The 13,520-nt window shown below is 61.7% G+C and carries 13 protein-coding genes; 12 read left to right on the plus strand and 1 reads right to left on the minus strand.

The window, feature by feature from the left end; translation table 11 throughout:
• Positions 1-70: 70 nt before the first annotated feature.
• The 12 genes from rpsB to CCK88_RS04850 all read left to right on the plus strand — a co-directional run bounded on the left by rpsB (position 71) and on the right by CCK88_RS04850 (position 12,125).
• Complete coding sequence (rpsB, locus tag CCK88_RS04795; protein ID WP_086469364.1) at positions 71-844, plus strand: 30S ribosomal protein S2; 774 nt, start codon at positions 71-73, stop codon at positions 842-844.
• 111 nt (positions 845-955) lie between these two features.
• Positions 956-1,882 (plus strand): translation elongation factor Ts, encoded by a 927-nt coding sequence (tsf, locus tag CCK88_RS04800; protein ID WP_086469365.1) that lies wholly within the window; start codon positions 956-958, stop codon positions 1,880-1,882.
• 193 nt (positions 1,883-2,075) lie between these two features.
• On the plus strand, positions 2,076-2,795 hold the full coding sequence (pyrH, locus tag CCK88_RS04805; protein WP_086469366.1) for a UMP kinase: 720 nt from the start codon (positions 2,076-2,078) through the stop codon (positions 2,793-2,795).
• Between the two features lie 105 nt (positions 2,796-2,900).
• Positions 2,901-3,461, plus strand: coding sequence for a ribosome recycling factor (gene frr, locus CCK88_RS04810; protein WP_086470812.1), 561 nt, complete (start codon positions 2,901-2,903; stop codon positions 3,459-3,461).
• A gap of 31 nt (positions 3,462-3,492) precedes the next feature.
• Complete coding sequence (locus CCK88_RS04815) at positions 3,493-4,254, plus strand: undecaprenyl pyrophosphate synthase (RefSeq protein WP_086469367.1); 762 nt, start codon at positions 3,493-3,495, stop codon at positions 4,252-4,254.
• Positions 4,251-5,105, plus strand: a complete 855-nt coding sequence (locus CCK88_RS04820) for a phosphatidate cytidylyltransferase (protein WP_170926352.1) — start codon at positions 4,251-4,253, stop codon at positions 5,103-5,105. Before CCK88_RS04815 ends, CCK88_RS04820 begins: the two co-directional genes overlap by 4 nt.
• Positions 5,106-5,147: 42 nt before the next feature.
• Positions 5,148-6,284 (plus strand): RIP metalloprotease RseP, encoded by a 1,137-nt coding sequence (gene rseP / locus CCK88_RS04825; RefSeq protein WP_086469369.1) that lies wholly within the window; start codon positions 5,148-5,150, stop codon positions 6,282-6,284.
• Between the two features lie 183 nt (positions 6,285-6,467).
• Positions 6,468-8,582: an outer membrane protein assembly factor BamA gene (bamA, locus tag CCK88_RS04830; protein WP_086469370.1), complete on the plus strand. Its 2,115-nt coding sequence runs from the start codon at positions 6,468-6,470 to the stop codon at positions 8,580-8,582.
• Between the two features lie 71 nt (positions 8,583-8,653).
• On the plus strand, positions 8,654-9,682 hold the full coding sequence (gene lpxD, locus CCK88_RS04835; protein WP_086469371.1) for a UDP-3-O-(3-hydroxymyristoyl)glucosamine N-acyltransferase: 1,029 nt from the start codon (positions 8,654-8,656) through the stop codon (positions 9,680-9,682).
• A complete protein-coding gene (gene fabZ, locus CCK88_RS04840) occupies positions 9,679-10,152 on the plus strand; it encodes a 3-hydroxyacyl-ACP dehydratase FabZ (RefSeq protein ID WP_170926353.1) in 474 nt (157 codons plus the stop codon). Before lpxD ends, fabZ begins: the two co-directional genes overlap by 4 nt.
• Complete coding sequence (lpxA, locus tag CCK88_RS04845; RefSeq protein WP_086469372.1) at positions 10,149-10,958, plus strand: acyl-ACP--UDP-N-acetylglucosamine O-acyltransferase; 810 nt, start codon at positions 10,149-10,151, stop codon at positions 10,956-10,958. Before fabZ ends, lpxA begins: the two co-directional genes overlap by 4 nt.
• Before the next feature lie 21 nt (positions 10,959-10,979).
• Entirely contained in the window at positions 10,980-12,125 is a 1,146-nt protein-coding gene (locus tag CCK88_RS04850; RefSeq protein WP_086469373.1) for a lipid-A-disaccharide synthase, read from the plus strand.
• On the opposite strand, the gene gltA is transcribed toward CCK88_RS04850, so the two are convergent.
• A complete protein-coding gene (gltA, locus tag CCK88_RS04855) occupies positions 12,104-13,393 on the minus strand; it encodes a citrate synthase (RefSeq protein WP_086469374.1) in 1,290 nt (429 codons plus the stop codon). The genes CCK88_RS04850 and gltA overlap by 22 nt on opposite strands.
• Positions 13,394-13,520: the final 127 nt, after the last annotated feature.

Genomic DNA, 13,520 nt, shown 5'->3' on the forward strand with positions numbered 1-13,520 from the left:
GAATTCCATCCGGTGGCGGTTATCCGCTGCAAGTTTCGTGGAGGTATAACCGGTTAAGGAGCAGCCCATCATGGCACTGCCTGAATTCTCCATGCGTCAGCTTCTGGAAGCTGGCGTGCACTTCGGCCACCAGAAGCACCGCTGGAACCCGAAGATGGAACGTCACATCTTTGGCGTTCGCAACGACATCCACATTCTCGACCTGTCGCAGACCGTTCCTGCTCTGCAGCGCGCCCTTCAGCTCGTCAGCGACACCGTCGCCGATGGCGGCCGCGTGCTCTTCGTCGGCACCAAGCGCCAGGCCGCTCCGCTGGTGGCTGAAGCCGCCAAGCAGTCGGCTCAGTACTATGTCAACTCGCGTTGGCTCGGTGGCACGCTCACCAACTGGCAGACCATTTCCAACTCGATCGCCCGTCTGCGCGAGCTGGAATCGATGAGCGAAGCCGATCTGGCTCTGCGCACCAAGAAGGAACGCCTGATGATGTCCCGCGAACAGGAGCGTCTCGAGCGCGACCTGGGCGGCATCAAGGACATGGGCAACCTGCCGAACCTCCTGTTCGTGATCGACACCAACAAGGAAGAGAACGCCATCAAGGAAGCCCGTCGTCTGGGCATCCCGGTTGTCGCCATTGTTGATACCAATTGCGATCCCGACATCGTCGACTACGCCATCCCCGGCAATGACGATGCCAGCCGCGCTCTCGAGCTGTATGTCTCGCTGATTTCGCGCGCTGCCATCGACGGCATCGGCCGTTCGTCGAGCGCCCTGGGCGCCGACCTCGGTTCCTCGACCGAAGCTCCGGTGGAAGACCTTCCGGCCGAAGGCGAGGCCGCCGTCAACTAATCGTCGTGCGGACGTGCTTCCTCACCGGAAGCACGTCCAGCCCGATTTCGGGCTCAGACTGATCCCTACTCGAATAAGCCGCCCCGAGAGGGGCCGCCAAGAGGTGAACCCATGGAAATCACTGCTGCAATGGTCAAGCAGCTCCGCGACTCGACTGGCGTCGGGATGATGGACTGCAAGAAGGCTCTGGCCGAAACCAATGGCGACATGGAAGCTGCGGTCGACTGGCTGCGCACACGTGGCCTTGCCAAGGCCGCCAAGAAGGCCGATCGCGTCGCTGCTGAAGGTCTCGTCGGTGTCGCCACCGCCGGAACCAAGGCTGCTGTCGTCGAGGTCAATTCTGAAACCGACTTCGTTGCCCGCAACGAGCAGTTCCAGAATATCGTCGGCGCCGTTGCCAAGCTCGCTCTCGACGCCGATGGCGACGTGGTCAAGCTCGGCGAGATGCCGTTCCCCGGTACTGGCCACTCGGTTTCCGCCGAACTGACCGAAGCCATCGCCAAGATTGGCGAGAACATGACCCTGCGCCGCACGCAGACCGTGTCGGTGTCCGATGGCGTCGTGGAAAGCTACATCCACAATGCGGTCAAGCCCGGTATGGGCAAGATCGGCATCCTGGTTGCTTTGGAATCGACCGGCGACAAGGCCGCTCTGTCGGCACTGGGCAAGCAGCTTGCCATGCACATTGCGGCGGCTCAGCCGCAGGCGATTGCTCCGGACGAGCTCGACCAGGACGTCGTTGCCCGCGAGCGCGCCATCATTCTCGAGCAGGTCAAGGAAAGCGGCAAGTCCGCTGACATTGCCGAGAAGATGGTCGAAGGCCGCATGCGCAAGTACTTCGAGGAAGTCACTCTGCTCAGCCAGGTTTTCGTCATTGATGGCGAGACCAAGGTTGCCGATGCGATCAAGAACGCCGAAAAGGATGCCGGCGCTCCGATCAAGCTGACCAAGTTCGTCCGCTTCGCCCTTGGCGAAGGCATCGAAAAGGTCGAGAGCGACTTTGCGGCCGAAGTGGCCGCGACGGCTGGCGTCAAGTAAGCCAGATCAATCGGAGACGGGCCCAAGGGTCCGTCTCCCGCTCTCCGGGACTGTCCTGTCTTGTGGATCGAGCCTGAAGTTTCTCAAAAATTGCACAAGGGGCGTCGGCTTCATTTGGCTGTCGTTTTGCCCTAGGGTTCGCCGGTCCGCCGGATTCGGTGGCCCGCACTTTACCGACAAAGGGGTCCGGTCGATGTCATCTGCCTACAAGCGCATTTTGCTCAAGGTTTCGGGTGAGGCGCTGGCGGGAGACAATTCGTTCGGCATCGAGCCGCCCTATCTGCAGCGTGTTGCCGCCCAGATAGCCGATGTGGCGCGTGGCGGCGTGCAGGTCGCCATCGTCGTCGGCGGCGGCAATATTTTCCGCGGCATGGCGGGCGCTGCCGACGGCACCGATCGCGTTACTGCCGATCTCATGGGCATGCTCGGCACCATGATCAACGCCCTTGCGCTGAGCAATGCGATCGCGCGCCAAGGTGTCAAATCCAAACCGCTCAGCGCCGCCACCATGCCTTCGGTCGCCGATACGTTCACCGCTCGCGACGCCAAGATGGCGCTGGAGGAAGGCTTTGTCGTCGTCCTGGGCGGCGGCACCGGCAACCCGTTCTTCACCACCGACACGGCCGCAACCCTGCGCGCTATCGAGCTCGAATGCGACGTTGTCCTCAAGGGCACCAAGGTCGACGGCGTTTACACTGCCGACCCCGTCAAGGATCCGACGGCGACCCGTTACGAGCAGATCAGCTATGACGAAGTCATCGGCAAGAACCTCAAGGTCATGGATACAGCCGCATTCGCCCTTGCCCGCGACAATGCCATGCCGATAATCGTATACGCATTGGACGATGCGGCGGGTTTGTCTGGCGTGCTCGAGGGCAGGGGGCGCTCGACCCGGGTGGGCAATCCGCGCTAGAGCCTGCATCTGGCTCCCGGCGCCCTGTCCGCGCCACCATGCACTGCTGTTTGACGCCGGGCGATGTCTGCATCGCATCGGAACAAGGACTGGAAGGAAACGGTTATGGCCGCAAATTACGATCTCAAAGACCTCAAGACCCGGATGCAGAAGACCGTCGCATCGCTCAAGGACGAACTGGGTGGTTTGCGGACCGGTCGCGCCAGTGCCAGCCTGCTCGAGCCCGTCACCGTCGATGCCTACGGTTCGCGCATGCCGCTCAACCAGGTGGCGACCGTTACCGTCCCCGAGCCACGCATGCTCTCGGTGCAGGTATGGGATCGCGGCATGGCTAATGCCGTGGAGAAGGCTATTCGCGATAGTGGCCTTGGTCTCAACCCGATGAGCGAGGGCCAGGTCATCCGCGTTCCGCTGCCTGAGCTCAACGAGCAGCGCCGCAAGGAACTGGCCAAGGTTGCCCACACCTATGCCGAACAGGCCCGTGTCGCGGTGCGCCATATTCGTCGCGACGGCATGGACGCCTTGAAAAAGGCGGAGAAGGACGGCGACATGAGCCAGGACGATGCCAAGAAGCAGACCGAACTCGTGCAGAAGGCAACAGACGATGCTGTTGCCGAGATCGATACCATTGTGACGACCAAGGAACAGGAAATCATGCAGGTCTGATTGACCTGCTGATTGCGCCGGGAGGGCGTCGATGGCAGGGGAACCCGCCGCGAATGTGAGAGCTGAACCAGGCGCGGGCCTCAAGATCCCGCGTCATGTCGGCGTCATCATGGATGGCAATGGACGCTGGGCCAAGATGCGCGGCAAGCGCCGCACCGAGGGGCATGTCGAAGGCGTGAAGTCGCTCCGCGGTCTCGTCGAACATTGCATCAACTACGGCGTTGGCTACCTCACGGTCTTCAGTTTCTCTTCCGAGAACTGGTCGCGTCCGCCCGACGAAGTGTCCTTCATCTTCAATCTGCTGCGCCGCTTCGTCGCGTCAGATCTTCAGCGTCTCATCCGCAACAATGTCAAGGTTCGGATTATCGGCGATCGGGCGGGCCTGGATCGCTCCCTTGTGCGTCTCATCGACGATGTCGAGGACAAGACTTCAGCCAACACGGGTCTGACGCTCGTAGTCGCCTTCAACTATGGCAGCAAGGCCGAGATCGTCTCCGCCGCGCGCCATCTTGCCAGGGAAGTGGCCGCAGGGCGCTTGGCGCCCGATGATATCGACGAGACTCGTCTCGGCGATGCCCTCTATACTGCTGGCCTGCCTGATCCTGATGTCATCATCCGCACAAGCGGCGAGCAGCGCCTTTCCAATTTCCTGCTCTGGCAGGCGGCATACGCTGAATTCGTTTTCGTCGACGAGCATTGGCCCGATTTCGACGAAGACAGTTTCGTCAGGGTCCTCGAAGTCTATTCCCAGCGCGACCGGCGCTTCGGCGGCATTGGAGCGACAGCGATTTGAGCGAACCGGAGGGGGGGGCATCGCAGTCCAAGCCGCGGCGATCCTGGGCCGATGTGGGCCCGCGACTCCTTTCGGCGATCGTGCTGATCGCCTTGACGGCCACCGCCCTTTACATCGGTAGCTATCTTTTTGCTGCGGTCGTCGGTGCCGTCTATGGCGGCGCCTATCGCGAATGGGAGACCATGGTGTCGAGAACACCGCTGTCTCCCATGGGCTGGGTATTGATCGGGCTGGTGGCGCTGTCCGGACTGGTGTTTCCGGCCTTCGGGATCGTCGGGTCACTGGTCGTGATAGCTCTCGCATGCGTCGTTGCGCTGACCATGGAGCCCGAACACCGTCTCTGGCGGATTGGCGGCATCGTCCTTTTTGGCGCGCTCATTGTCTCGCTGCTGCTGATGCGCGGCATGGGCGAAGCCGGCATCTGGGCAGGAGTCTACCTTGGTACGGTTGTCTGGATGACGGACTCGGCCGCCTTCTTCACCGGCCGGCAGATCGGCGGTGAAAAGCTGGCGCCCGACATTTCGCCGTCCAAGACCTGGTCAGGCGCATTGGGTGGGCTCGCCCTCGGCACTTTCGCCGGACTGCTGGTCTGGACCTGGGTTACCGATTCTCCGCTCTGGATCGGCTTTCTGCTCTCTGCGTCAATCAGCGTGCTTGGTCAGGCGGGTGACCTCAGCGAAAGTGCGATCAAGCGCCATTTCCGCATCAAGGACAGCGGCGACATCATTCCCGGCCACGGTGGATTGATGGACCGGCTGGACAGCCTCACATTCGGCGTGTTCCTGGTCGTATTGGTCGGCGCTGCGCATGCCGGATTTGGCGGCGTGGCGGAAGGTTTGCTCCACTGGTAGCGCGTCGCCTACGCGGCTGAACGCTCGGTTCTTGGAAGACGCATGTTCGATTTCGCCTTCTGGCTTCTGTCCTACCTCGTGCCGTTTCTGGCGGTACTGACGGTCATCGTCTTCGTGCATGAGATGGGCCACTATCTGGTCGCCCGCTGGAACGGCGTCGCCATCCAGACCTTTTCGGTGGGTTTCGGGCGCGAGCTCTTCGGCTGGAACGACCGGCACGGCACGCGCTGGCGTATCTCGGCTGTGCCGCTCGGGGGCTATGTGCGCTTTGTGGGCGATATGAACGCCGCGAGCGTACCGGATGCCGATGCCCTCAGGGATGTGCCGCCCGATCTGGCGCCGAAGCTCTTCGCCAACAAGAATGTCTGGCAGCGCATCGCTATCGTGGCGGCAGGTCCCATCGCCAATGTGCTGCTGACCTTTCTCATCCTTTACGCATTGCTGCTCGGCTACGGTCGCTACACCATCCCCGCCGTCATCGGCGAAGTGCTGCCCAATTCTGCGGCGGAAGCGGCCGGTTTCTTGCCGGGCGACGAAATCCTCTCAGTTGATGGCTACGTCGTGCGTGGCTTCGAGGATTTCCAGCGTTTCGTCGCCACAAGCCCGGAGCGTCCCATCGCGGTCGAATTCGAGCGCGGCGGCGCCATTGAGGATGTGACCCTCACGCCGGAGGCCGTTCGCGTCGAGGACAGATTCGGAAACGAACAGCGCATCGGTCGTATCGGCATCAGCCGTGACGTGGGGAATACCGACATCACGCTTTATCGGCCGGGACCGATCGAGGCGGTCGGCATGACCTTCGAGGAAATCCGCTTCATCATCCAGCGGACCGCGGCATTTCTGGGCGATTTTTTCGTCGGCCGCGGCGACGTCGAGCAGCTGGGCGGCCCGGTCAAGGTGGCCAAGGTGTCAGGCGAAGTCGCCACGCTGGGCATAGTGGCGCTGATCAACCTCATGGCGCTGCTGTCATTGAACATTGGGATATTCAACCTGCTGCCCATTCCAATGCTGGACGGTGGGCATCTGCTGTACTATCTGGTTGAAGCCATAAGGGGGCGTCCACTCAGCATGCGGATCCAGGAGCTCGGTTTCCGGTTCGGATTCGCCCTCGTGTTGGCATTGATGGTCTTTACACTCTTCAACGATACGGTGTTCGCTCATTTCGGTATTTTACGCTAACCCGTTGTTAACCTTGGTTCGCAAGGTGTTGCACGAATACACGGACGCCAATGAATTACTAACCGCGTGGTCACTCACGCCTTGTCGCTGGTTAAAAAAACAGTAAAACAGTTCCATGGAGTTAGCTTGGGGGAGCGCTGTGCATGGCGATTCTCCAGGCCGGTCGCAGAAGGCAATAACAATATGATCCACCCTACCAAGCTGATGCGTGGCGCGGTTTCCGCGATCGCCATTATGGGCGCTGCCCCCTTGGCTTCGGGCCTGCCTGTCCTTGGCGTCGTTACCGCCCAGGCTCAGGAACAGCTGGTTGCTTCCGTACTCTTCGAGGGAAATCGTCGTTTCCCCGACAGTCAGCTTCTGGCCATGGTCGATATGTCGACGTCAGGCATCTACACCCAGCAGCGTCTCAACGCTGACATCGAGAGCATCCGCCAGGCGTATGATCGCGATGGGTTCACCGGCATCACTGTTTCGGCCCGTACCGAGCCGACTCAGGATGGCCGTGTCCGTGTGATCTTCACGATCAACGAAGGTGAGCGCGCCGGCATCGCCGCCATCAACTTCACGGGCAACAACTCCATTGGGGCTAATAACCTCAAGGGCACGATGCTGACCAAGGAGTCGGGCATCCTGAGCTGGTTGCTCCGCGACGATAACTACGACGAGCAGAAGATGGCCGTCGATCGCGAGCGGATCCGTCTCTACTACGCCAATCGCGGTTTCCCCGATGCGCAGGTGAACTCGGTTGCCGAGTACGACGCCTCCAAGAACGCCTATTATGTCAACGTGACCGTCAATGAAGGTCAGCGTTACAAGTTCGGCAATGTCGGTATCGAAACCAGCATCGACGGTCTCAACACCGACGTTCTGCGTGGCACGGTCCGTACGGGGCAGGGCGCCACCTATTCGACGCTCGACCTGCAGAAGTCGATCGAGGACATGGCTTACGAAGCGACGGCCCAGGGTTACTCCTTCGCCGACGTTCGTGCCCGTCTTGACCGTGATGTGGCCACCAACACCTTTAACGTGACGTACCTCGTCGACGAGGGTGCCCGTGTCTATGTTGAGCGCATCAACATCACCGGCAATATCAAGACCCGCGACTTCGTGATCCGTCGCGAGCTCGAATTCGGTGAAGGCGATCCGTTCAACCGTTCGCTGGTTGTTCGTGGCCGTACCAACATCGACGCTCTCGGCTATTTCTCCAAGGTCGACGTCACCACCGGTCCCGGCTCCGCTCCGGACAAGATCGTCCTCAACATCAATGTCGAGGAAGCGTCGACCGGTGAGTACGGCGTGACCGCCGGTTACTCTACCAGCGATGGCATCCTGGGCGAACTCTCGCTCACCGAACGCAACTTCCTGGGTCGTGGCCAGTATCTGCGTGCCGCCATTGGCGCGTCGCAGGCCGGTCGGACCTTCGACTTCTCGTTCACCGAACCCCGCTTCATGGGCCTCAAGGTCGCGGCTGGCGTCGATGCATATCATCGCATCAGCGACGAAACCGCCGCGAGCTTCTACGGCACCCAAACGACCGGTGGTCAGCTGCGCCTCGGCGTGCCGGTCACCAGCGCCCTGAACGCCCAGTTCTTTGGCGGATACGAGCGTAAGATCATCAAGGACGAAAATCCTGATTTCTCGGCTTTCGTCGCCAATGGCCAGGAATTCAATAAGGCCTTCGTTGGTTACTCGCTGACCTGGAACGGCGTTGACGACGTCAAGAAGCCGACCGAGGGGCTCTACGCCACGTTCAGCCAGCAGTATATCGGCTGGGATCACAACCTGCTCCGCACCGAAGGTCGTGCACGCTACTTCGTCCCGATCATTCCGGACAGCGGCGTCGTCGGCAGCATCCGTGGCCAGGCAGGCGTGATCAACAGCCTCGATGGCGGTCAGGTACATGCGGTCGAGGCCTTCACGCCGGGCTCGCAGCTGATCCGTGGTTTCGAGGGCAGGGGCTTCGGTCCGCGCCTCGCCAGCGGTGAATTTGTCGGTACCACGATGTTTGCCGGTATCTCCGGCGAGATCGAGTTCCCGATCCCCGGTCTGCCTGAGAACTACGGCCTCAGCGGTGCTGTCTGGGCCGATGCGGCCTGGATCGGCGACAGCAGCAACATCCTTGGTGGTGGCGCTGCGGTTGGCACCAGCAACGACCAGCCCTGGCGGACGTCGGTTGGCGCCTCGCTCATCTGGGACTCGCCGTTCGGCCCGCTGCGTGGCGATTTCGCCCACGTGCTCAACAAGTCGACCGACGACCGGACACAGATGTTCCAGTTCACCATCTCGACCTTGCTCTAATAAGGTCGGCGTGACAGAGTTTTGGAGCCGCGGGGCGGTAGCGCCGCGGCTCTCTCTTTTTAAGTGATACTATGGTCGACACACGCTTTCACCGCTTTGCCGGCCCGCTAACCTTGGGCGCTCTGCTCGCGCAGCTTGGTCGTGCCGATCTGGTTGAGCAGATCTCCGGCAGCGACCACCTGATCACCGGTGTCTCCGAGCTCGAAATGGCCGGCAATGGGGACCTCGTCTTCGCCGCACAGCCCAGTTACATCGAGGAGCTGCGCCGCACGGCGGCCGGTGTCGTGCTTGTGGCTCCCGCGCTTCTTGATGCCGTTCCCGCCCACTGTCTGGCCATCGCCGTCGACAAGCCATACGACCTCTTCGCCGATATTCTGGATGCGCTTTATCCCGGCAGCACGCGTGCGATCATCGCGTCTGGACGCGATGATCTCGGCGCGCCGGTATTCGAGCGCGATGTCGTCATTGGGGCCAATGTCGTCATCGGCGCAGGCGTCGAAATCGGCCGCGGCACCATCATCGGGGCCAATACCGTCATCGGCTCTGGTGTCACCATCGGCCGCAACAGCATCATTTCTGCCAACTGCACGATCGACTGTGCCCATCTTGGCAATGATGTCGTAATCCATTCAGGCGTACGGATCGGTACCGAAGGTTTCGGCTGGCTCGATTTTGGCCGCACCAATCGCAAGGTGCCGCAGCTCGGCCGCGTCATCGTGCAGGACAAGGTCGAAATCGGCGCCAACAGCACGGTCGACCGCGGCGCCCTCGGTGACACTGTCCTTGGAGAGGGCACCAAGGTCGATAACCTGGTCCAGATCGGTCACAACTGCCGCATCGGCCGCTATTGCCTGATTGCGGCCATGAGCGGCCTATCCGGTTCAACCACGACGGGCGATGGCGTCCTGCTCGGCGGCGGCGTCGGCACCTCGGGTCACCTGACGATCGGGGCCGGTTCCGTGGTCCATGGCCGCGCCGCGGTGACCAAGGATTGGCCGCCGGGATCCAAACTTGCCGGTGCGCCGGCACAGGATATAAGAGATTTTTGGCGAGAGCTCGCCGTCATGCGGAAACTGTCCAAGGGGGAGAAGCGGGGATGAACGATACCGCCGCCGTCACCGAACTCGATGCCATGAGCATCGGCGAAATTCTGGAAGCGCTGCCACATCGCTACCCCTTCCTCATGATTGACCGCATCGTCGACATCAATGGTGACGAGTCGGCTGTCGGCATCAAGAACGTCACCTATAACGAGCCGATCTTCACCGGCCACTTCCCGGGCAATCCGATCTTTCCGGGCGTGCTGATCGTCGAGGGCATGGCCCAGACTGCCGGCGCCATCGTCATCAAGCACGATGGCAATGCCGGTGGCAAAAAGATCGTGCTCATGCTGGGCGTGGACAACGCCAAGTTCCGCAAGCCGGCGGGCCCCGGCGACGTCATCGAGTTCCATATCGCTAAGATGCACCGCCGCCGCAATGTCGGTCGCTACAAGGCTGAGGCAAAGGTCAATGGCGCGGTCATCGCCGAGGCCGAAATCACGGCGATGATCGTCGGAGCGCCCTCGTGAGTTCTGCTGTCGTCCACCCGACGGCCATCATTGCCGAGGGCGCCAGGCTGGGAGCCGGTGTGCGCATCGGTCCCTACAGCATGGTCGGCCCGCGTGTGGTCTTGGGCGACAATGTCGAACTCGTGTCTCATGCCGTTGTCGAGGGCAACACCACGATTGGTGAAGGCACGCGCATTTTCCCGTTCGCCTCGGTCGGCCACCAGCCACAGGACCTGAAGTTTCACGGCGAGGATTCTCGTCTCGAGATCGGACGCAACTGCACGATCCGCGAATCGGTGACCATCAATCCGGGCACCGAGGGCGGCGGCATGCTCACCAGGATCGGGGATGAATGCCTGATCATGGCCAATGCCCATGTCGCCCACGACGCCATTATCGGCAACAATGTCATCATGGCCAACTATGTCGGCATCGCCGGCCACGTCCATGTCGGCGATAATGTCATCTTCGGCGGCACCTGCGTCATCCATCAGTTCACGCGCATTGGCGCACATGCCTTCATCGGCGCCCAGTCCATGGTCGATGGTGACGTCATTCCCTACGGCATGGCAGTCGGCAATCGCGCCACTCTCACGGGCCTCAACCTCGTGGGCCTCAAGCGCCGCAAGTTCGATCGCGAGGCCATTCACCGCCTCCGCGCCGCCTATCGGCAGATCTTTGCCAGTGAAGGCACACTGCGCGAGCGTGTCGAGGATGCGGCTGAACTCTTCCGGGACGATGTTCTGGTCCAGGAAGTGGTGCGCTTCATCTCCGAGGCGCAGGATCGCCCCATCCTTCTGCCGCGCAACGGGCACGAAAGCGAATAGTCACCGATTGACGAGGCGTTCATGAGCGACCCTCTTCGCCTCTTCATTCTCGCCGGCGAACCGTCCGGCGATCGCATCGGCGCCGATCTGGTGGCCCGTCTCAGGTCCAGGGTTTCGCTGACACTGTCGGGCGTTGGCGGCGATGACCTCGCGTCGCAGGGTCTGGTTTCGCTCTATCCGATGAGCGACCTGGCCGTGATGGGCGTCACCGATGTGCTCGTCAATCTGCCGCGTCTGCTTTGGCGCCTCGAACAGACCGCCCGCGCCATCCTCGCCGCGCAGCCCGATGTCGTCGTGCTGGTCGACGCACAGGACTTCTCGCGCCTGCTCGCTGCCAAGCTCCGCAAGCGAGGCTATCGCGGCAGCCTGATCCTCTATGTTGCGCCATCGGTCTGGGCGCGTCATCCTGAGCGTGCCGCGCGTCTCCGCCCGCTGTTCGATGCTGTCCTTGCCGTGCTCCCATTCGAGCCGGCGGTCATGGAAAAGCTGTCAGGTCCGCGGACCCGCTATGTCGGCCATCCGGCCCTTGCCGAAGTCCTCCCGCCCCGCGATCCCGTGCAATGCGGCCCGTTGGTACTCTTGCCCGGCAGCCGCTCTGGCGAACTCCGTCGCCACATGCCAATCCTCGCGGCTGTGGCAAAGGACGTCGCGGCTAGCCCTTCGGTTTCCGAATTCGTCATCCCCACCTTACCCAGATTGAGGGCGCGTCTCGAAGCCGAGACCGCAGCGTGGCCGGTCCCGGTGCGCATAGTCGACAATCGGGCGGATCGCCGCGCGCTCTATGCCTCGGCCGTCTCTGCGCTTTGCGTTTCGGGCACGGTCACTCTGGAACTGGCTCTGGCACGTGTCCCCATGGCGGTCATCTACGCGCTGGATCGCCATCAGGCCCGCGTCTTCGACAAGCTGGGGAGACCGGCCGTATCGCTACCCAATATCATCCTTGGCAGGAACGTCGTCCCGGAGATCGTCGCCGCGCCGCTGAGCGCAGCCGGAGTCAGCCACGCCCTGGCGGACCTCCTCGACAACAAAAAAGCCCGTCAGGACCAGATTGCGGCCTTTGACGAGCTTGTTGACGTGATGGAAGCGGGTATCCCGCCGCATCTGCGACAGGACCCGGCGGAGCAGGTCCTGTCCATTCTGCGCAATCAGCGGCTGCCGATCGCCTGATAGTCGCGGGCCGTCGCGCCGTTGTAGAGCTGGCGCGGGCGGCCGATCTTCTTCTGCGGATCGCCGATCATTTCCTTCCACTGGCTGATCCAGCCCACGGTGCGGGCAACGGCGAACAGCACGGTGAACATGGAGGTCGGGAAGCCGATGGCGTCGAGGATGACGCCCGAATAGAAGTCCACGTTCGGATAGAGCTTGCGGTCGATGAAGTACTGGTCTTCGAGTGCGATGCGCTCGAGTTCCTGGGCGACCTGCAGCGTGGGATTGTTTTCCACGCCGAGGATGGCCAGCACTTCCTTGGCGGTCTGCTGCATCACCTTGGCGCGCGGATCGAAGTTTTTGTAGACGCGGTGGCCGAAGCCCATCAGGCGGAACGGATCGTTCTTGTCCTTGGCGCGCGCGATGAACTCGGGAATGCGGTCAACGGTGCCGATTTCGCGCAGCATGTTGAGGCAGGCTTCGTTCGCGCCGCCATGGGCCGGACCCCAAAGGCATGCTACGCCCGCAGCGATACAGGCGAACGGATTGGCATCGGACGAACCTGACAGGCGCACGGTCGACGTCGACGCATTCTGTTCGTGGTCGGCATGGAGCGTGAAGATCAGGTCCATGGCCCGGGCGATCTTGGGATCCACCTTGTATTCCTCGGCGGGCACCGAGAAGCACATGTGGAGGAAGTTCGCCGCATAATCGAGGTCGTTGCGCGGATACACGAAAGGCTGACCGACCGAATACTTGTAGGCCATCGCCGCCAGTGTCGGGATCTTGGCGATCATGCGGATCGACGCGATCTCGCGCTGCTGCGGATCGTTGATGTCGGTGCTGTCGTGATAGAAGGCAGCCATGGCACCGACGACGCCGGTCATGATGGCCATCGGATGCGCATCGCGGCGGAAGCCGCGGTAGAAATAGTGCATCTGCTCGTGCACCATGGTGTGGCGCGTGACGAGGCTCTCGAACTCGGCGAACTGGGTCTTGGTCGGCAACTCGCCGTACAGCAGCAGGTAGCAGACTTCCAGATAGTTGGATTTGTCGGCCAGTTGTTCGATCGGGTAGCCGCGATAGAGCAGCTCGCCCTTGTCGCCATCGATATAGGTGATGGCGCTGTCGCAGGCAGCGGTCGACGTGAAGCCTGGGTCGTAGGTAAACAGGCCCGTCTTGGCATACAGCGATCGAATATCCATCACATCCGGACCCACCGAACCGCTCAGGATCGGGAATTCGTGAGTCTGGTCTCCGATGACGAGTTTGGCGACGTTATCGGTCATTGAGCTCTCCTCGCTTCACCCCTCGCGCCCGCAGGAAAGGACAGGAAACACGGGGTCGGGGCCGGCGCCATCAAAGCGCCGATTTTCCCGACGAGAGGTATCAGGTCTTGCCCATCGCAAGCAACCG

The organism is Devosia lucknowensis (assembly GCF_900177655.1).
In the GTDB taxonomy this organism is placed as follows: Bacteria; Pseudomonadota; Alphaproteobacteria; order Rhizobiales; family Devosiaceae; genus Devosia; species Devosia lucknowensis.

Coding starts and splice junctions, on each gene's coding strand:
- rpsB (WP_086469364.1), top strand. CDS start 71: ATGGCACTGCCTGAATTCTCCATGCGTCAGCTTCTGGAAGCTGGCGTG.
- tsf (WP_086469365.1), top strand. CDS start 956: ATGGAAATCACTGCTGCAATGGTCAAGCAGCTCCGCGACTCGACTGGC.
- pyrH (WP_086469366.1), top strand. CDS start 2,076: ATGTCATCTGCCTACAAGCGCATTTTGCTCAAGGTTTCGGGTGAGGCG.
- frr (WP_086470812.1), top strand. CDS start 2,901: ATGGCCGCAAATTACGATCTCAAAGACCTCAAGACCCGGATGCAGAAG.
- CCK88_RS04815 (WP_086469367.1), top strand. CDS start 3,493: ATGGCAGGGGAACCCGCCGCGAATGTGAGAGCTGAACCAGGCGCGGGC.
- rseP (WP_086469369.1), top strand. CDS start 5,148: ATGTTCGATTTCGCCTTCTGGCTTCTGTCCTACCTCGTGCCGTTTCTG.
- bamA (WP_086469370.1), top strand. CDS start 6,468: ATGATCCACCCTACCAAGCTGATGCGTGGCGCGGTTTCCGCGATCGCC.
- lpxD (WP_086469371.1), top strand. CDS start 8,654: ATGGTCGACACACGCTTTCACCGCTTTGCCGGCCCGCTAACCTTGGGC.
- fabZ (WP_170926353.1), top strand. CDS start 9,679: ATGAACGATACCGCCGCCGTCACCGAACTCGATGCCATGAGCATCGGC.
- CCK88_RS04850 (WP_086469373.1), top strand. CDS start 10,980: ATGAGCGACCCTCTTCGCCTCTTCATTCTCGCCGGCGAACCGTCCGGC.
- gltA (WP_086469374.1), bottom strand. CDS start 13,393: ATGACCGATAACGTCGCCAAACTCGTCATCGGAGACCAGACTCACGAA.